The following is an 18,815-nucleotide window of genomic DNA, read 5'->3' as shown; positions in this document are numbered from 1 at the left end:
ATTCACTTCACTCTTTTTTATCACAATTATCTACTTTCCACTTCAACTGAAACTACTCGATCAATCTCTTTCAGGGAACTATATAACTCTGTTGTATATAAATCTTCTGGAGCTAAAATAACCATCTCCAGTTGCTGAAATGCTCCACTATCTATATCTTTAATTTTCACGCGTTTCACATGCATGCCTAAATTTTTAATTTGCTTAAATATACCATCTAACTCATGATGCTCTTTAACAGTAATTTTTATAGATAAATCCTTTTGTCTTAATGAATACGGTCCTGCAATTTTCACAAGTTGCGGAAGTACATTAATCGCTAAAATAATTAAAACCATAGCAACTGTCGCTTGTAAATAAAATCCCGCACCAATTGCGATCCCTAAAGCTGAAGCAGCCCACACCATAGAAGCTGTTGTTAATCCAGAAATAACATCATTACTTCTTCGTAAAATGACACCTGCGCCAAGAAAACCAATTCCACTAACAATTTGAGCGGCCAGTCGCATCGGATCCATATTTGTATGTCCTGGAACAGAATATACATGCACAGATTCAATTGAAACCATCGTAATTAAACAACTTGCTACAGAAATAACCATACTTGTTTTCACACCAAGTGGTTTATTCTTTAGCTGCCTATCTATCCCGATGAATAATCCTAAAAAGAGTGCTAAACCTAATTTGAGTAAAAATTCATATGACATATTTCCATTCTCCTTACTTTACAATGTTTCCCTTAGAATAACTCACTATAACTCTTTTATGATATCAATTCCAGTCTTTTCTATTCATTTAACGTAAAAAACCGAAAAAACATTTATAACGATGTTTCTCCGGCTTTTTATTACACTTTAGATTCTTCTTTATTTCTGATCTTTAATCTTAATTTCTGCATCTTTGTAGAATGCTAATTTACTGTCATTATACTCTTTTGTAAATTTGTTAAACTGCTCTTTCGACTTTTGTGCTTCCACATTTAATTCATTAACAGTTTTAACTTTTTCACCGATTTCTTTTAATTTCGTTTCTTTTACTTTTAATTTTTCATACAGTTCTTTTTCAGTCGCTAACACTTTCGTGTAATTTTCATTCATCTTTTTGAATGCATCATAACGGTTTTTATACGACTCTTCTACTGCTTTTGCTTGTTTTTGTAACTTCTTATCTTCAATCTTCTCTATATTACTTTGAACAGATTTTGTTTCCTTCTGTGCTTTTTCTAACATTTCTTTTTCACTTTTCAATACTTTTTCACGATCATCTACATTTGCAGTAGCTTGCTCTATTTTCTTCACAACTGCTTCATTATGATCTTTACCTTCTTGCAAAATTTGAGCATATAATTCTTGCCCTTGTTTCTCTAACTGCTCTAATTTTTTTGCTTCATCCACTAAAGATTTTTCTTGTGTTGCTGCTGTTTCAAAAGCTGTATATAGATTTTCTTCTGGCTTTTCACCGAAACAACCTGTTAAAAGTCCTACTGATAATGCTCCTACTACTGCTACTTTTCCATACTTCAACGTTCATTCCTCCATTACATACGGTTATCATGCCAGAGGTTCACTGGGAAGTGATTCTCTTCATGATAAGCTTCAAACTCATAACCCTTTTCTTTTAGCCCCTTTAAAATTGCTGGCACAGCAGCAACTGATTGCGGGTGAATATCATGCATTAAAATTACTTCTTGTGGTTTTGTTGCGTTTGTTAATACATTTTGAGCAATTTGTGCTGCAGCTGCATCAACTGGCATTTTATTGTATTTCCAATCTGATGAATCAATTGTCCAATCCCATACTTTAAATCCGCTTTCTACCACTTTATTTCGAAGACCTTCATTCAATCCAGGCATCGAACCATATGGAGGACGTGTTAATTTAGGTGATTTCCCAATAATATTAGCGATTAAACCTTGATCTTCTTTCATCTCATTTACATACTCGCCATTTTTATATAACTTTGCGAAATTATGTGTCATACTATGCATGCCTACATAATGACCCTCAGCATTTTCACGTTTCACTAAATCAGGAAATTCTTTGACATTCGCTCCAATTAAAAAGAACGTCGCCTTCGCATCATGTTGTTTTAGCGTATTTAATAATTCAGCCGTATATTTCCCTGGCCCATCGTCAAATGTAAGATAAGCAACTTTTCTTTCTTTTCCATTAAAACGACTTGGTGCCGTTTTATTCATTTCAACTTTCGGCTGTTCACTTGCAAGCTGCACTACATTTTCTTGTTTCGCAACAGCTTTTGCTGGTGAAGTAATTGATTGAAACATGTAATACCCAATAGCTACTGCGGCAATCGCTATTAAAACGACTACTATTTGTTTAATTTTTAAAGCTTTTTCCATTCTATCGAATTCCTCTCCCTATTAATCTTATATATAAATCGCCCAATATAATTATACATCTATTTATTTTTATTTCACCATATAAATAGATTTTATTTGTATTATAATGGGAGTTTTATCAAAATTGTTGTTCCTATTCCTTCTTTACTTGTAACACTAAGCGCACCGCCATGAAGCTCCACCATTTTTTTAACGATAGCTAAACCAATACCTGCACCTGCAGCATGATTATTAATTTGGTAAAATGATTGCTCAATATATGGTAAATGTTCTTTAGCAATTCCAATCCCTTCGTCTCTTACCTTAATCACTGCTTGTCCTTCTATTTTAGTCGCTTCAATGTGTATTGTGCTTTTTTTATGTGAATACTTAATTGCATTTTGAACAATATTCAAGAAAACTTGCTTTAGCCTATTTCGATCTCCCATCAATTCAATTCGGTCTATAGTAGTAATAAATTGAATTTCCTTCTCTTCCGATTTAGGAGTTAATTGCCAAATCGTCTCCTCTAGTATATCGTACAATTGCACCTTTTGTTTATATAAATTAAAATGATTTGATTGTAATCTTGAAAAATCTAACAATTCTTCTACTAAATGAATCAACCTATCTGTCTCACCTGAAATAATGCCCATACCTTGCTTTATTTCTTCTTCTGTTAAATGATCTACTGTTTTTAACGTCTCACTCCAACCTTTAATTCCTGTTAAAGGCGTTCGTATTTCGTGCGAAATAGAAGCAATGAATTCATTTTTCATCTGCTCAGCCTTATCTATTTTATAGGCCATATAATTTAAACTATGTGCCAAGTCACCTAATTCTCCAGGATAATCTTCTTTAATTTTTTGCTTTAATGTGCCTTCTGCATTTTGTGAAGAGGCTTGAATAATGGATTCAATTGGCTCAACAAATGAATTTGCCAAACGTCTACTAATTAAGAAGACGACTCCCGAAATAACAATACCTACAGAAATAGTAAACGTAATAATTTCAATAATCTTTTTATTTACATTTGTTAAAACAGTCGTATATTTTAAAACACCAATAGTTTGTCCTTGATGTATAAGTGGGCTTAGCACCTCTAGTTGTTTTTTATTACCTTTCTTAGTAACTTGATTATACATTTCACCTTCTAATAATGATTGTGGAATATTGACTTTACCTTCTATCTTTTCACCACTTGAAGATTGTATAACCGAGCCGTGACGATCAATTAACTGTAATTCTGTTCCTTCTAATTGAAAGCTACTAATTATGTCACCACTATATTCTTGTAACCGAATAAAGTATAGTGAATTGTATTCTGAAAAAAAACGTGTACTCGTTTTCGCATGAGACTCTATATATTGCACAATACCATTATAATAGTATCGATAAATTGAGACTGAAAATACAACTTCAAATAATACAAGCATAAGTGTAATGACCGTCATAAAATATAAAGTCACTTTCCGTTTCATCTTATACTTTCCTTCCACACATATCCTTTTCCCCACACCGTAAGAATAAATTCAGGTTCTGATGGATTACATTCTATCTTTTGACGTAACCGTCTCATATTTACATCTACCACTTTCGTCTCACCTACGTAATTGGTTCCCCAAATCATATTTAAAATTTCATCACGCGAAACTGGCTTTGAAGCCTGATTCATTAAATACTGTAATATCATATACTCTGTAGGTGTTAAATCGACTAATTGTCCAGCTTTATACAATCTTTCTTCTATAATATTTAACGAAAATGGACCTGACGTAACAATATTCGTTTTTTCTTCATGTACTTCTATTCTTCTTAATAAAGACTGTATACGTGCAGTTAATACTACTGGACTAAACGGTTTTGCAATATAATCATCTGCACCTATTCCTAGTCCTTGCACCTTATCTTCATCTTGTACACGTGCGGTTAACATAATAATACCCATTTTTTTATTTTCTTTCCTGATAGCCTCACAAACTTCTAAACCATTAATCCCCGGTAACATTACATCCAGCAGTGCTATATCAACAGTTTGTTCACTCAAAATTTGTAACGCTTCTTCTCCAGTAGTAGCTTCTATTACATAAAATCCAGCACGTTTTAAATTTAAAACAATAAAGCTACGGATTGTTAATTCATCTTCTAAAACTAAAATTTTTGACATAATTCTCACCTCCTACTCTTGTTGATAATCCGCTAGCGGTTTTATATATGCTTTCACTTTTTCAAATTTTGATTGCTTCGGTACTGCATATACGTGAGAAGCCGTTTTAATTGCTGCGCTGTAGCCTTTTATATTGAACCATTCTTTCCGCTTAAAAATATGAACTTCAAGCCATATTTCATTTGTTCTTGTATCCAAAAACTTTTGAGAATTTGATTCTTTTTGCTGATCTGGTATTGTAATTTTCCCTATTAACTCTTTAGGGATTTTCACATAATACCCTTTTTCTATATCTATATATCGTTCTTCAATTGGTTTAATTCCAGATTCACTCCACTGTATGTAACGTTCGAAAAGCGGACTATCACCATGTGATTTATCTTCCCAACCTTTTGGGCGTACAGTACGAACAAATTCAATAATGCCGTCTTCATTAACATCTTTACTTTCTACAACATATTCATTAAATAAATCTTCTTTCCCATCTATAGGTAATACTTCATAATGATCCTGATCAAATTTTGCTACATAAGTTATACCTGAATGAGCCCCTGTTCCCGCATCGATTACAACTGCCTTTAATGATTTAGAAATACGACCCATTTGTATTCTTTGAATACTATTTATATACGGATCAAATGTAACCTCTGACAATACCTTAAACTTTTCAATGAACTGAACCTTCAACTGTTCATCTTTCATATGCGAAACAAGGCTTATGTCTTTAAAACCATTTTTGTTTAAATCATCTATAAATAACTTTGTATACTTCTGTCTATAAAATTCCTTTATATCGTCACTCTCATCGGAAAAAACATACATTGTGTTTTCTAATAAATCACGATTGGTAGTTATTCCTATCAATAGTTCCCTTTTCCCACTCCCTGTGAAATCTCCTACCTCAACAATATCTACTTCTTCCCCATCAAATGTATAGGTTGACTTCATATTCCATCCATTATTTTTCTTCTCATATACGGCTAAATATATATGATAATCTTCATTAGGTATTTTATATACGATGACAGCTTCTTTTTTATTATCTCGCTCGAAATTCATTGACCATGTCGTCTGTTTATCTCTATTAGACATTGGAGTAAGTAAGCGATAATTAACAGGTAAATCTTTATCAATTTGTTCATTTAATTCATTAATCCATTTTTTATTTGTAGGAGCTTCCATTAGACTTGTTGGAGCTTCAGACATTTTACATCCAGTCAATATAAAGATAATTCCCATCATGCTTAACCATTTCTGCATATGATATCTTTCCTTACCACAAATTTTGAATATGTCCTTTTACTTTTTTACCTATCCATTATACTCATACATATGAGTATAATTTTTCTAAACTAAAAAATCGTTACAGAAAAGTTACAAATACATTCCAAAAAAAAGATTGGCAAAAGCCAATCTTTTTTTATTATTCGTTTCGAACTGGTTTTGGCGTTACACCTAAATGATCATTTAATTTTTTTGAAATATCTTTTACATTTTTTTCATTTGGAATGTAATAATAAATACCACCGATACGTTTATCTGTACCTTCTATTTGCATTTTTTCCATTTCCAAATTAGATCCTGCCATATTTTTTGTAATGGCAAGCATATCGTCAAATGTTAAGTTCGTTTTCATGTTTTTATCAACCGCATCTAGTAAAGAGCCCATTTTGCTAATTGATTGAACAGACATCGCTTTTTTGGCAATTGCTTCTATTACAAGTTGCTGTCTCTGTCCACGCATTGCGTCACTATCAATTTTACGCGTTCTTGCAAGTGCAAGTGCTTGTTCTCCATTTAAATGTTGGTAACCTTTTTCTAAATGGATCATACCAGCTTGGTCTTTACTATCTTGTTCAGTGAAAGTAACTGGTACATCAATATCAATACCACCAATTGAATCGACAATTTGTACGAATGATTCAAAGTTAAACTTCACATAATAATCAACAGGGACATTTAAAAATCTTTCCACCGTATCGCGTGTGCTTTCTACGCCACCAAATACGTGAGCATGAGTAATTTTATCTAATTTTTTTCTAGTTGGAATATAAACACGTGAATCACGTGGAATACTTACTAGCTTAACAGATTTATCATCTTTATTAATTGTTGCTAATAAAAGTGCATCTGTTCGAACTGCTTCGCCATATTGGCTTTTTCTCATTTCACTTCCATCTACACCCATGATTAATATTGAAATATTATCCTTTAAAGGTTCAACTTCTTTATCACGCTTTGATGACTTTTCAATTTTTGCATACGCATCATTTACAACAGCTTTTGCTTTATTATATATAAACGAACCATATCCTACTCCTCCAAAAATAAGTAGGAAAAATGGAATTAATATGAACCATTTTATTGACTTTCTTTTAGAACGCTTTTTATTACTTCTCGTATTTTGTTCTAATTCAGAGCTCATACCCATTCGCCTCTCTTTCTCTTTACCAAGTATAATGTAAGTCTATTTATCTTCATATTGAATTTCCTTTCATTAACCTTACAATTTTGTAAGGTTACTACTTAAACCCAATATGTATTCCATTTCACATTATACTCTCGTACTTATTTTTGGCAAGTCACTATTTACCATTTTCAAAAATTTAGCACTTCGCAACATGCGGATTTACAAATTTATTAACTCTTTCATTTTAAATTAGAATGTCTTTTTCCTAACAAACGATATGAATAAAGAATCCAGCTAATTATAAAATCTCTATGAACACAGTATATTTAACTTTATTATTTCTCAAACGGCGTATACACACTTTTCTTCCCCTGATTATCAATAAAAGCCGACTTTGCTTTTATTTTCGTTTTTTCTACTTCCATGTCTTCATTTGAGAAGTTCACAATGATTTTAATATCTTTTCCATAAGAAACAGATTGTACTAGCTTATCTTCTGACAAATACGCAAAATTCGTCATCTCTTCTTTTACTGCTTTTTCATGAACTTCATTCCAAACTTTTAGATGCTCTGCAATTTCTTTTTTATGCTTATTCCACTCTACTTCATCTAAATGGTACAACGGAGGAACATTATACAATAATTCAGACAGCATTCGATTTCCAACTTCATCTTTTACCTTTAAACTTCCCCATTCCCAATGGTGCGTTGTAATAACGGAATCATTGTATACTAATTTATATAATGGTACCGAATATACTGGGTTTAAATACACTTGTTTATATTCTTCTTTCAATGGTACTTGTTTTGCATATTTTTCGGGAACATTTTGATTTGGTGACCAATATCCACCGACATAATACGGACTTGTTTTATTTTTCCGCATATCTTCATCGTCCCATTTAATAACAGGTGTTTCAATTCCGTGTGCAAATGCAATCGTACTACTAGCAAAATCATTTCCACCTTCAGAACCAACGACCATACCCTTTTCTTGCGCAATGTAGTCCATTCGTTTTAAACGTGCTTTTAAATCTTGCTCTTGTGTCGTTATATGTTTCGCTGAATAGTCATCGTAAATTTCACCTGTCGCATCACAATCAATAAACCATGAATTATATTTAGGACCATTTTGTAATATATCATTCATGCGTTCCTTTACACTAGGCAGCGATAAAGTCGGGTTTAACTTGCGACCTCTGCCTAAAAAGCCTTGCACCTTTTCTCCGTTTTTCTTCGTTACAGTAGCCTCTTCATATAATGATGGGTCATTAAAGGATGCTGTGTTCCAATTTTTATCACTTTTTTCGTGAATGGAATGATATGAATCATACGGACCAACTAAATACCCCATTTCCTTAGCTTTTGTCACGAAATTAGGTTGCATAAATCCTTGTTCCCAGTTCGGCAGACCAATCCACGCTTTTTCTATTCCTGCCTCTTTCATTTCCTTTAGTATGTCCGTTCCATCTGCATTACCCCATTTACTTACCTCTTCAACCGCATCACCAAGTAGCGACTTTAATAAATGCTTATTTAAGCTATACAATTCTGTGTTCGTTAAGTGACCTACACCTTTCTTTAATAGCACACTAGCTTCCTGATCAACGTTTTGAAAAATATCCTCTTTATAAAATTCCTTCATGGATAATACTTCGTTTATATAACGTAAAATAACATTTTTTTGATACTTATCAATGAAATCTTGTTTACTTACTTGATCTAATACATTCAGTTCCCCAGGCTCTGAACTATTCTTTTGAATAAGTTCTTTTATATGACTAAACAGCGGGCTATTTATTTGCTCCCTTAGTTTTGGCCAATTTATATTATTTTCTGATAAACCATTTTGATTCCAAAAATAAAAATGCGCCGCTCCATATAACTTTTCGATTTCTTTATTTTTTCTAGCCTTTTCTTGTAATGTTTTAAATTCACCTTTTCGAACAATATCATCCTTATACAGTTTAGCAATGCTTACCGCATCATTATTTGTCACATATAATTGAAATCCATATGTTTTATTTTTATTTATGCTCGGAAATTCATGTGTAAAATCAAATCCTATTTTCGGATCCGAATGAAATTTCAATTCATTATTAAACATATTGTTTGCAATATATACAATTGAATATTTCGAACCATTTAATGCGAAAAACTTCATAGAAAATGATTCAGCAAATGAATATGCATCATCCTTTAAAAACTTCTTCCAATTCTCATCATTGCTCGGAATTTGCTTACCCTCCCATAACGGAAGTGTATAATTTTCAGCTTCTACTTTCGGCCATGTAAAGCTTTCTGCACCAGTCGATTCCACTTCAATGTTTAAGTGGTCTTTTTTCTTTTCTAATTTTATTTTTACTTTTTGATCTGGATATTCCCACGATGTACGATCCTTTTCTTTTTTTACATTCGATACCTTCATTTTCGGTAGGGGTTGTGATGCCTGTTCCTTTACCCCCTCATGTTCTACAGTTAATGTGAATGTTTCTGGATTTACATCATAAGTAAAATCTTTATACGTCGATTTCTTTATTTTAGACTCTTGTACAGCATTACTACCTTTTACGTCACAACCGACTAAAGTCGAAAATGGCATAGTTGTTAGAAGACATATCGCTATCATTTTTTTCATCCTCTGCACCTCCACCAATGAATATACAGGTGGTTTGTTACAGGAATGTGGCAAAAAATAATAGAGCTAGCATTTTGCTAGCTCTGTTTGGAGTATTAAAAGTTGATATGAACAACTATAATTCGCTTAGAAGATATGTAATACAGTAACTGCATTTTTTCTCAACAATTATGAAACTAAACAAATCAAAATTTTAACAAGCATTCTTCAACTGAAAAAATAAGTGTATACAATGTATCCTAAAAGTAGTACTAAAATGATTATTCCTGTACCTTTCCAATTCATACCGCCTGCTATATCAACTGGACTACCCGTTTCCGCTCTATTGAGTCCGTCATGTAAAGAACCCGTAGGATTACTTTTTAATTCACTTTGTCTCATACGCTCTCTTTTTTCTTCTGGTGACTCTTTATTCATTTAATCACCTCCAAAATGAATTCACTCTTTACTTACATTATTCAAAATCAACATTTGTTTTATATTTTTCCGAAAAAACCTAATTTAAAATAGGTTTGCAATGTAAAGAAAGCTAGCCATGCCAGCTTTCTTTACGATCCAATATGCTCTTCCTTATTTACAATAATACCTTTATGGTCGATTTCAAGCTCACATACTTTCATATCTGTAAATACTCTCGCTAATTGCTCAGCGATTTCTTGACGTTTCTCATATGGCGTTAATATAAAAATAGATGGTCCCGCACCGCTAAGTGCTGTGCCGTACGCACCAAATTCTTTTGCGCATTTACGAATAGATGGTAATAACGGTACGAGTTCTAAACGATATGGCTCGTGAAAATGGTCTCTCTCCATCATTTCACCTACAACTTCCCACCGTTTTTGACATAATGCAGCTACTAATACGTTACTTATCGCACTAGCTTTAACTGCCTCATGAAACGGAAACATCTTTGGTAATACAGAGCGACTTTCATCTGTATTTAATTCTTCATTCGGAATAAGAGAAATTACCCCTAATTCCTTGCTCTCAATTCTTACGACGGAAATATCCTTTCCATCAAGTGCTCCAATTACAGTTCCACCTAATATAGAAGCAGCAACATTATCAGGATGTCCTTCAAAATTTGTAGCAATTTGAACTTTTTGATCAGCAGTTAAGTTCAAATTGCCTAGTTGATTCGCAAGCTCTATCCCAGCTACAATCGCTGATGCACTACTTCCTAGCCCTCTCGTTAATGGGATATTACTAGTAACTTCTATTATATGGGGTGATATAGAAGGACATACTTTACATGCCGTGCTAACGATTAAATTTTTATCGTCTGTCGGAATTGATTCTTCAAAGGAATGGATTACTTGCCATTTATCAGCTTTTTCTTTAACCACCACACCTAAATACAATGACAAAGCTATTCCAACTGAATCAAATCCAGGACCAACATTCGCCGTACTAGCAGGGACACGAACGCTAAATGGTATCACGACATAATCACCCCTTTAATATGATCTTTAATTTGTTCTATATCATTTGACACACTTGCGATGTCTAGTTGATTTGAAGAAATAGCGATATCAGGATCCTTCAAACCATTTCCAGTTAATACCGCAACAACTGTTTCTCCCTTTTTGATTTTCCCAGATTGAACATGTTTAATTACGCCGGCTAATGAAGCATTTGATCCTGGTTCAGCGAAAACTCCTTCAGTTTTTGCCAATAACCTATACGCATGTAAAATTTCTTCATCTGATACCATATCTATTTCACCACAAGACTGCTCGGCAGCCTCTACTGCATACGCCCAACTTGCTGGGTTACCGATGCGAATCGCTGTTGCAATTGTTTCAGGCTCTTCAATTACATGCCCTTTTACAATTGCAGCTGCTCCTTCCGCTTCAAAGCCATGAATTCTTGGCTTTTTATAACCTTTTTCTTTCTCATATTCACAGAAGCCTTTCCAATACGCTGTAATATTCCCTGCATTCCCAACAGGGATAGCTAGAACATCTGGTGCATTTTGCAATTGGTCACAAATTTCAAATGCTGCTGTTTTTTGTCCTTCAATTCGATAAGGATTCACTGAATTTACTAATGTAATCGGCTCTTCTGCAGCAATATTTCTTACAGCCTTAAGTGCATCATCGAAATTCCCTTCTATTGAAATAATTTCAGCTCCATAAGCGACCGCTTGCGCTAATTTTCCATGCGCAATCTTTCCTTCAGGGATTACGATTATACATTTCATCCCAAGACGTGCCGCATATGCTGCAGCTGATGCTGATGTATTACCTGTTGATGCACAAATGATTGCTTCTGAACCTTCTTCTTTCGCCTTAGCAACTGCCATCACCATACCACGATCTTTAAAAGAACCTGTCGGATTCGCTCCTTCGTACTTACCATATAGCTGAATCCCTAATTGCTTTGATATATTTAATAACGGAATAAGAGGTGTGTTTCCTTCCATTAAACTGACATCAGGTGTGTTTTCATTCACCGGTAAATAAGAAGCATATTGTTTTAATAGTCCTTTATACATATTGTTTTTCCTCCTCAATAATGTAGTAACTGTTTATTTCACTTGCGACAGCTTCTATCGCTCCTAAAACTCGTTCGAATTGATACTTGGAAGTTCGATGTGTCACAACAACGACTTCTGCCAGTTCACGGTTTAAAGGTAATTGAATAACTTCTTTTAAACTTACAGAATAATTAACGAAACATTCTGTTACTTTTTGCAACATCCCAGGCTCATCTCGTAATGAAATACGCAAGAAATATTTCGAAACTACTTCTTCATCACCTTGTAATTCATAAGGAACTGGTTCTTTTAACGCACTTTTATTTTTCGGCACTTGATTCATATTTTTAACGATGGAAATAATATCACTTACTACAGCAGAACCAGTTGGCAGCTTTCCAGCTCCAGGTCCGTAAAACATTACTTCTCCTACCGCTTGACCGTGAACATATACTGCATTAAATTCATTATTTACATTCGATAATGGATGACGACTTGGTAAAAGTGTCGGTTCTACACTTAAATGAATGGCTGATCCTTGTTTTTCTGCTTTCCCAATTAACTTCATAGTAAATCCTAACTTTTCAGCCATTTGTAAATCTTCTTTTTCAACCTTTCGAATCCCTCTTACTTGCACATCATCTAATGAAACATTCATCGAAAAACCTAAGTTTGCAAGAATTGCTACCTTTCTCGCCGCATCTAGTCCATCTACATCTGCTGTCGGATCCGATTCTGCAAAACCTAATTTTTGTGCTTCCTGTAAAGCCTCTTCATAAGACCACCCATTTTGACTCATTTTTGTTAACATATAATTTGTTGTACCATTTACAATTCCCATTATTTTTTCAATTTGATCTGATGCTAGCCCGTCAGTTAGTCCTCTTAACACTGGAATACCGCCTGCTACGCTCGCTTCATAACATAAGTCACAATCATTATCGTTTGCCAGTTGAAGAAGCTCTGCACCATATACAGCCATTAAATCTTTATTTGCTGTTACGACATGTTTTTTATTTTCTAAAGCCTTAACAATATGCTGTTTTGCTTCTTCAATTCCGCCCATTACCTCTACTACAATATCAATATTTGAATCATTTAGAACTTCATCTGCATGACTTGTGACTGCAATTCCGTCAATACAAACATCGCGTTCTTTTTCCAAATCACGTACAACGACTGTTTTCACTTTCACTTTGTATCCTGTATCAAGAGCGATTTTTTTATAATGTTCTTTCAAAATATGAACAACACCACTTCCGACCGTACCTAAACCTAATACCCCAACATTTATAACGTTATTCATCTTCTAATCTCCTCCTACAATTTTATTATTTATCTCTATCAATCACCTTGCGCTGCTTTTTAATCATGCAGGTGGTGGTTATTTCCGTACGTACAAATCGTTCCATGTTACTGCACCTCCTTTCAAAGTAAAAAAACACACCCATCCCTAGGAAAGGGACGAATGTGTTTTCGTGGTTCCACCCTTGTTCCAATCTAGACGTATCTCTCCCTAGATTGCTCAAGTTCAGATAACGGCTGATACCGTCAATAATTAATAGATTACTCGTTCACTATTGAAGTTCAAAGGTGGTAAAATCATTTCTCGTGTTAGGAAGCTCACACCCTAGACTTCCCTCTCTGTAAACCGTAAAAATGATTTCTTGTCCTTATCGTTACTTTTCGTTCATGTTTATTTGTTAACTCATTATACTCGCATAAAAAACAAAATCAATACTATTTTTCAATTATTTTAAATTTTCAATCTACAAATCCGTAAAAAAACACACTCATCCCTAGGAAAGGGACGAATGTGTTTTCGTGGTTCCACCCTTGTTCCAATCTAGACGTATCTCTCCCTAGATTGCTCAAGTTCAGATAACGGCTGATACCGTCAATAATTAATAGATTACTCGTTCACTATTGAAGTTCAAAGGTGGTAAAATCATTTCTCGTGTTAGGAAGCTCACACCCTAGACTTCCCTCTCTGTAAACCGTAAAAATGATTTCTTGTCCTTATCGTTACTTTTTCGTTCATGTCTATTTGTTAACTTATTATAGTTATCAACTTTTTAAAAAGCAAGCCTATTTTTACTAACTATTTTCAAGAATTTTTTTTATTATATTTTACAATAGCATTATGCAACCGCCACTCAATTTACCTATTTTGTTATTTCTCCAGTTTATAAATCAACGGTTCATATATAAGTTCCCCATTTTAAAACCCGTACATATCCACCTCACAAAACTATATCAATAAAATTTTCAATACAATCTTTTTGTATAACTTTCTTCTAAAGAACGTGCAACATCTTCTTCTGAAGTATTCACTTTCGCATGCTCCAGCAACATTTTTGCTGCTGATGGTAACTCTTTTTTATTTAACCAAGATTCTGGATCCCACATCTTAGAACGAATAAACGCTTTTGCACAATGAATATAACACTCTTCTATTTCAACAACAATTCCAAGCAACGGATTACGTCCATTCGCCTGCATTTCTTTCAAAACTTCTTCGTCGTTTGTAATATACGCTCGACCATTTATTCGAAGCGTCTCCCCAAGACCTGGAATAAAAAAGATTAATCCTACACGTGGATTTGAAATAATATTCAAAATGGAGTCTATACGACGATTGCCCGGTCTTTCTGGAATGATAATTTTATTATTATTTAATACGTATACAAATCCAGGTGCATCTCCTCTCGGCGAAGCATCACACTCTCCTAATTTATTTGCAGTAGATAATACTAGAAAAGGAGATTTAGACAGAAAATCTACGCAATGGTGGTCTAATGATGAAATAACTTTCTTTAACGCTCGCTCACTTGGTTGCCCCAATATTTTCCGTAACTCTTCCTCTGTTGAAATAATCGATTTTATTTCCGCACGCTCTATCCCCACTTATAACCACTCCTTTTTCTTTATTTTCCCAGAATTCAATACAAATATTGTATAATGAAATTTGCAGAAAGGGGAATTAAAATGACAGAGTGGTTAACAATATTTGATCCTGAAAGAAATACACTTGGGAAGAAATTACGTGATGAAGTGCATCGTGACGGTGATTGGCACGAAACATTTCATTGTTGGTTTGTAGAAAAAGATAATGAAGATATGTTTTTATATTTCCAATTACGCTCTAAAAATAAAAAAGAAGCTCCATGTATATGGGATATTACTTCAGCTGGACATATTATGCATGATGAAGATGTACAAATTGGTGGTCTTCGTGAAATTGAGGAAGAATTAGGGCTTTCCTTTCAAACTAATGATTTAACATACAAGGGAATCTTTAAAATAGATTATGAAATTTCAAATCTTACTGATCGCGAGTTTTGTCATATGTATTTTCACAACGTCATCAATCCACTTCCATTCGCACCAGGTGAAGAAGTAGACGATGTGATGAAAGTACATGCAACTTCTTTTCTACAACTATTAAAAGGAGAGATTTCATCTTTAACGACTATTTCAGTCTTAAACAATACACCGATTACGATAACATTTGAAGATATTTATCCGTATGACCTTGCATACTATGAATTTGTTATAGAGCAAGGAAACGAATTATTAAAAAATAATAGTTTATAAATAAAATAGGACTCCTAGCATAATATTGCGTAGAGTCCTATTTTTTATTATTGTTCAAGTATTTTTAATCTACTCTCTACTTGTATAAATAAACGAATGATTAATAACAGCATAACCACTATAATCGCTATTATTGTATGTGGATATCTAAACAGTATACTAATAACACTTCCAATTAACATCATGATAAATCCGTTTTGCTTCATCACTTCCGCACTATACCTGTTACCCGCATCCCATAATTCCTTATTTTTCATAGATCGTTTCGTACGATAACCATATGCCGCATTAATATCGGTCGGTGGATTTTTTTGAAGAATAATTGCCGCAAGTATAAAAATAATACCAATCAATATGCTTATTCCTATGTTTACTAGTGCATCAATCAATTATATCCCCCCCTAACTTACACTTTCATTATACGACACACCCCTTATTTTTCCAATTTATAACACATTCACTTTCTTTCTTTCGATGTCTGGAACATACTTGGAAGTGTTACAAAACGTGCCCCTTTCGTTTTTAACTGCGGAATGATTTTGTCTAGTGCATCAACAGATCCTTGTAAATGCCCACCTGGAGTAGAATGCTGCAGTATGACACTACCTGGAAATGAATTCCCTAACACATTATTTGTAATCGTATCGGCACTTACACCTTTCCAATCAACTGTATCAACACTCCACTGTACAATCATAAAATTTTGCTCAGTTGCCCAATTCAATTGATTTTCAAGTATTTCACCATACGGTGGACGTATAAATTTAGGAGCATAGCCGGCTAAACGTTTTAATATTTCTTCCGTTTTTATAATTTGATTACGGTACTCAGCGTCATTTACTTTCGCTAAATTCGGATGACTGTACGTATGATTACCAATTACATGCCCTTCATTTGCAATACGCTTTACTACATTCGGAAATTTTTCTGCGTTTTCACCAAGTAAGAAAAAAGTAGCTTTTACATTATGTTGTTTTAACTTATCTAATATTTTTGGCGTGAATTCTGAATCTGGTCCATCATCAAATGTAAGAGCTACTTCCGCTTTATTATACGGTCCTGAAAATGCGTACGCATATTTTTCAACCCATGTAAATGGTGTCCACGATCCACGATCATCTGCTTTCATTTGTACTTCATAGCTTTGAGGGATATATGCGTATGGCAATGCGCTTATATAGTCTCCATAATAAAATGAGTTATATGGCATATAAGCATACGAAACATCTCGTTCTAGTCCCCATTGATATGGAGCAAACATTTCTGGCGAATAAAAATAATACATGATAAAAAACCTCCCTAAATTTTCATATGTGATTCATCTGCACTTTGTTAGAGAAATTGTTATTCATAAACAAAAATAAGACTGTCCTTAATTAGGACAGTCTTACTGCTTACTATTATTAATAAATCGATGTACTATCTTTTGGCAAAGCTTTCACATGTTTTAAATAGTTCGTCACTTTATCATCATCATCTTGCGGATATTGATATTCATATGTGTTAGCGATTTCGTTCGCCACTTCCCTAAATAAATCACCCATGACAAAGAATGACTTCCATATGTTTTCATATTCTGCATTAGAAAATGTTCTTTTAAATTGCACCCACATATCTTTTTCAATATATTGCTCGAAATGCTTTCCAAACTTCCCTGCATTAACTGTAAAATCTGTTTTCATACCAATATACCATTCTAGCATTACGATGAACATATCTCGCACTGGTCCCTCAAGCATTCCTTTTGCATAAGAAAGCTCTTCTCTCCATAGCCCTTTTGCCACATTCGTACTACACCACCAAAATTCATTACAACAATCCAAAAACTCTTTTTCTGTAGGCTTTTTTATTAAGTAATCTTTATCGCTTGCTGGCGGGAATCCTTCCATACAATTATCTTTATCGAGAAGTAATTTACTTAAACTATCTTGTCCAACGAACTTTTTTATTAACTCAACTGGAACTAGCGTTAAATCAATCCGATTCCCATCCATGAACTGCATCAAATACGGAAACTTCCCATCTTCATCTGGTTGAACTAACGACATTTCTTCTGGCATTTGTACTATCATTATTTCTCCAAATCTATGAACCCAATTATGATTAGACGTAAAAGATTGTATATCATTTACAACATACATAATATCATAGTCTTGAAAACAATCTCTTTTCACATTTGGATTTACACGCGATCCATTCATGATAACTGCTCGAATTCTTCCATCCTCTTTTGCTGTATTAATAATTAAGTCTAGCATTTCTTTTTCAGTTCTCATCTACTTATAGCCTCCAATTTTTTGATATATAATATAGTGTTATGTATGTCGGAGGCCCACGAGCTAATCTCGTTATACAAGATACATGTTATAATTTTTCAAACATCTTTTTCATTCTATCTATCTCCTTACCTCATTCTTTTACGATTGCCATTACAAATCCATCGTATCCCTTACTTCCGACAGTTTGAAGCGCTGTAGCACTAACACGTGGCTCAGCAGCTATTAATTCATAGAAACGACGTATCCCTTGTACACGAGGATCGGTACTAGTATTGTCAATAACTTCTCCTTCACGTACTACGTTATCCCCAATAATTACAGTACCCGGTCGTGATAGTTTTAGTGCCCATTCAAAATAAGCAGGGTTATTTTGTTTATCAGCATCTATAAAAATAAAATCAAACGGTTCATACTTCTCGTTTTCTATTTGTTGTAAAGAATCTAACGCTAATCCTGTTCGTATTTCAATTTTATCAGTCAAATTAGCACGCTCAATATTGCTACGTGCAATTTCAGCATGTTTTTCACTTGCTTCCAATGTAACAACTCGGCCTCCAGATGGCAATGCTCTAGCAAGCCATATCGTGCTATACCCGCCTAGCGTGCCAATTTCTAAAACATTACGAGCCCCTTGAATTTGTACTAATAATTGTAAAAACTTCCCTTGCGTTGGTGATACATCATGTGCTGGCAAATTAGCTGCAGCATTAGTTTGAAGAACCCCTTCTAATGTAGAATCTTTCGGTATTAATACATCACTCATATATTGATCAACAGCCGTCCATTTCTCAATTTCACTCATGCAAATACCATCCCTTTCAATTTCCCAATGCTTTCTACCATTCACTTTTAATTATACCGATAATTCTGTCTCGAATACAAAAAATAAAGAAGGGACATCTACCC

Annotated in this window: 18 protein-coding genes and 2 other annotated features; of the genes, 1 reads left to right on the top strand and 17 read right to left on the bottom strand. The window is 34.0% G+C overall.

Going from position 1 to position 18,815, the window contains the following annotated elements:
* Nucleotides 1–26: 26 nt before the first annotated feature.
* The 13 genes from OXT04_RS03020 to OXT04_RS02960 form a co-directional block, all read right to left on the bottom strand.
* Nucleotides 27–707, bottom strand: a complete 681-nt coding sequence (locus OXT04_RS03020; RefSeq protein ID WP_000119510.1) for an MgtC/SapB family protein — start codon at nucleotides 705–707, stop codon at nucleotides 27–29.
* Nucleotides 708–866: 159 nt separating this feature from the next.
* Nucleotides 867–1,523: a YkyA family protein gene (locus tag OXT04_RS03015; RefSeq protein WP_000873563.1), complete on the bottom strand. Its 657-nt coding sequence runs from the start codon at nucleotides 1,521–1,523 to the stop codon at nucleotides 867–869.
* Nucleotides 1,524–1,537: 14 nt separating this feature from the next.
* Nucleotides 1,538–2,359, bottom strand: a complete 822-nt coding sequence (locus OXT04_RS03010; RefSeq protein ID WP_061661212.1) for a peptidoglycan-N-acetylglucosamine deacetylase — start codon at nucleotides 2,357–2,359, stop codon at nucleotides 1,538–1,540.
* Nucleotides 2,360–2,460: 101 nt separating this feature from the next.
* A complete protein-coding gene (locus tag OXT04_RS03005; protein WP_267412839.1) occupies nucleotides 2,461–3,819 on the bottom strand; it encodes a sensor histidine kinase in 1,359 nt (452 codons plus the stop codon).
* Nucleotides 3,816–4,505 (bottom strand): response regulator transcription factor, encoded by a 690-nt coding sequence (locus tag OXT04_RS03000; protein WP_267412837.1) that lies wholly within the window; start codon nucleotides 4,503–4,505, stop codon nucleotides 3,816–3,818. The genes OXT04_RS03005 and OXT04_RS03000 overlap by 4 nt, the downstream gene beginning before the upstream one ends.
* A 12-nt stretch (nucleotides 4,506–4,517) precedes the next feature.
* On the bottom strand, nucleotides 4,518–5,765 hold the full coding sequence (locus tag OXT04_RS02995; protein ID WP_001174878.1) for a hypothetical protein: 1,248 nt from the start codon (nucleotides 5,763–5,765) through the stop codon (nucleotides 4,518–4,520).
* Between the two features lie 163 nt (nucleotides 5,766–5,928).
* Nucleotides 5,929–6,930: an LCP family protein gene (locus OXT04_RS02990; protein ID WP_002093954.1), complete on the bottom strand. Its 1,002-nt coding sequence runs from the start codon at nucleotides 6,928–6,930 to the stop codon at nucleotides 5,929–5,931.
* A 320-nt stretch (nucleotides 6,931–7,250) separates the two neighbouring features.
* A complete protein-coding gene (locus OXT04_RS02985) occupies nucleotides 7,251–9,554 on the bottom strand; it encodes a glycoside hydrolase (RefSeq protein WP_098533690.1) in 2,304 nt (767 codons plus the stop codon).
* 207 nt (nucleotides 9,555–9,761) lie between these two features.
* Nucleotides 9,762–9,971, bottom strand: a complete 210-nt coding sequence (locus OXT04_RS02980) for a DUF6366 family protein (RefSeq protein ID WP_001031479.1) — start codon at nucleotides 9,969–9,971, stop codon at nucleotides 9,762–9,764.
* Nucleotides 9,972–10,102: 131 nt separating this feature from the next.
* Nucleotides 10,103–10,996 carry a homoserine kinase gene (thrB, locus tag OXT04_RS02975; RefSeq protein WP_000612104.1) on the bottom strand — a complete coding sequence of 298 codons (894 nt, stop codon included), beginning with the start codon at nucleotides 10,994–10,996 and terminating at the stop codon, nucleotides 10,103–10,105.
* Nucleotides 10,993–12,051 carry a threonine synthase gene (thrC, locus tag OXT04_RS02970; RefSeq protein ID WP_072938226.1) on the bottom strand — a complete coding sequence of 353 codons (1,059 nt, stop codon included), beginning with the start codon at nucleotides 12,049–12,051 and terminating at the stop codon, nucleotides 10,993–10,995. Before thrC ends, thrB begins: the two co-directional genes overlap by 4 nt.
* Nucleotides 12,044–13,339: a homoserine dehydrogenase gene (locus OXT04_RS02965; RefSeq protein ID WP_065228676.1), complete on the bottom strand. Its 1,296-nt coding sequence runs from the start codon at nucleotides 13,337–13,339 to the stop codon at nucleotides 12,044–12,046. The genes thrC and OXT04_RS02965 overlap by 8 nt, the downstream gene beginning before the upstream one ends.
* A gap of 151 nt (nucleotides 13,340–13,490) precedes the next feature.
* Nucleotides 13,491–13,722, bottom strand: a binding site (T-box leader).
* A 114-nt stretch (nucleotides 13,723–13,836) separates the two neighbouring features.
* Nucleotides 13,837–14,068: a binding site (T-box leader), on the bottom strand.
* Between the two features lie 233 nt (nucleotides 14,069–14,301).
* A complete protein-coding gene (locus OXT04_RS02960) occupies nucleotides 14,302–14,940 on the bottom strand; it encodes a pyridoxamine 5'-phosphate oxidase family protein (RefSeq protein WP_071714412.1) in 639 nt (212 codons plus the stop codon).
* 81 nt (nucleotides 14,941–15,021) lie between these two features.
* On the opposite strand from OXT04_RS02960, the gene OXT04_RS02955 reads away from it, so the two are divergent.
* The gene (locus OXT04_RS02955; RefSeq protein WP_267412822.1) at nucleotides 15,022–15,630 is read left to right on the top strand and encodes an NUDIX hydrolase; all 609 of its coding nucleotides are present in this window, start codon (nucleotides 15,022–15,024) and stop codon (nucleotides 15,628–15,630) included.
* A gap of 47 nt (nucleotides 15,631–15,677) precedes the next feature.
* Here OXT04_RS02955 and OXT04_RS02950 read toward each other — a convergent pair whose 3' ends face one another.
* The 4 genes from OXT04_RS02950 to OXT04_RS02935 all read right to left on the bottom strand — a co-directional run bounded on the left by OXT04_RS02950 (nucleotide 15,678) and on the right by OXT04_RS02935 (nucleotide 18,711).
* Nucleotides 15,678–16,016 carry an SdpI family protein gene (locus OXT04_RS02950; RefSeq protein WP_025118474.1) on the bottom strand — a complete coding sequence of 113 codons (339 nt, stop codon included), beginning with the start codon at nucleotides 16,014–16,016 and terminating at the stop codon, nucleotides 15,678–15,680.
* Nucleotides 16,017–16,087: 71 nt separating this feature from the next.
* Nucleotides 16,088–16,915 carry a peptidoglycan-N-acetylglucosamine deacetylase gene (locus OXT04_RS02945; protein WP_000291203.1) on the bottom strand — a complete coding sequence of 276 codons (828 nt, stop codon included), beginning with the start codon at nucleotides 16,913–16,915 and terminating at the stop codon, nucleotides 16,088–16,090.
* A 118-nt stretch (nucleotides 16,916–17,033) separates the two neighbouring features.
* Complete coding sequence (locus tag OXT04_RS02940) at nucleotides 17,034–17,906, bottom strand: aminoglycoside 6-adenylyltransferase (protein ID WP_001258528.1); 873 nt, start codon at nucleotides 17,904–17,906, stop codon at nucleotides 17,034–17,036.
* A gap of 133 nt (nucleotides 17,907–18,039) precedes the next feature.
* Nucleotides 18,040–18,711 (bottom strand): O-methyltransferase, encoded by a 672-nt coding sequence (locus OXT04_RS02935; RefSeq protein WP_071714413.1) that lies wholly within the window; start codon nucleotides 18,709–18,711, stop codon nucleotides 18,040–18,042.
* Nucleotides 18,712–18,815: the final 104 nt, after the last annotated feature.

The sequence above is a fragment of the Bacillus sp. GC_Bacil_1 genome (assembly GCF_026540675.1).
Lineage (GTDB): Bacteria > Bacillota > Bacilli > Bacillales > Bacillaceae_G > Bacillus_A > Bacillus_A cereus.
Note: the sequence above shows the minus strand (reverse complement) of the source record. Positions and strands in the feature narration are given on the sequence as shown.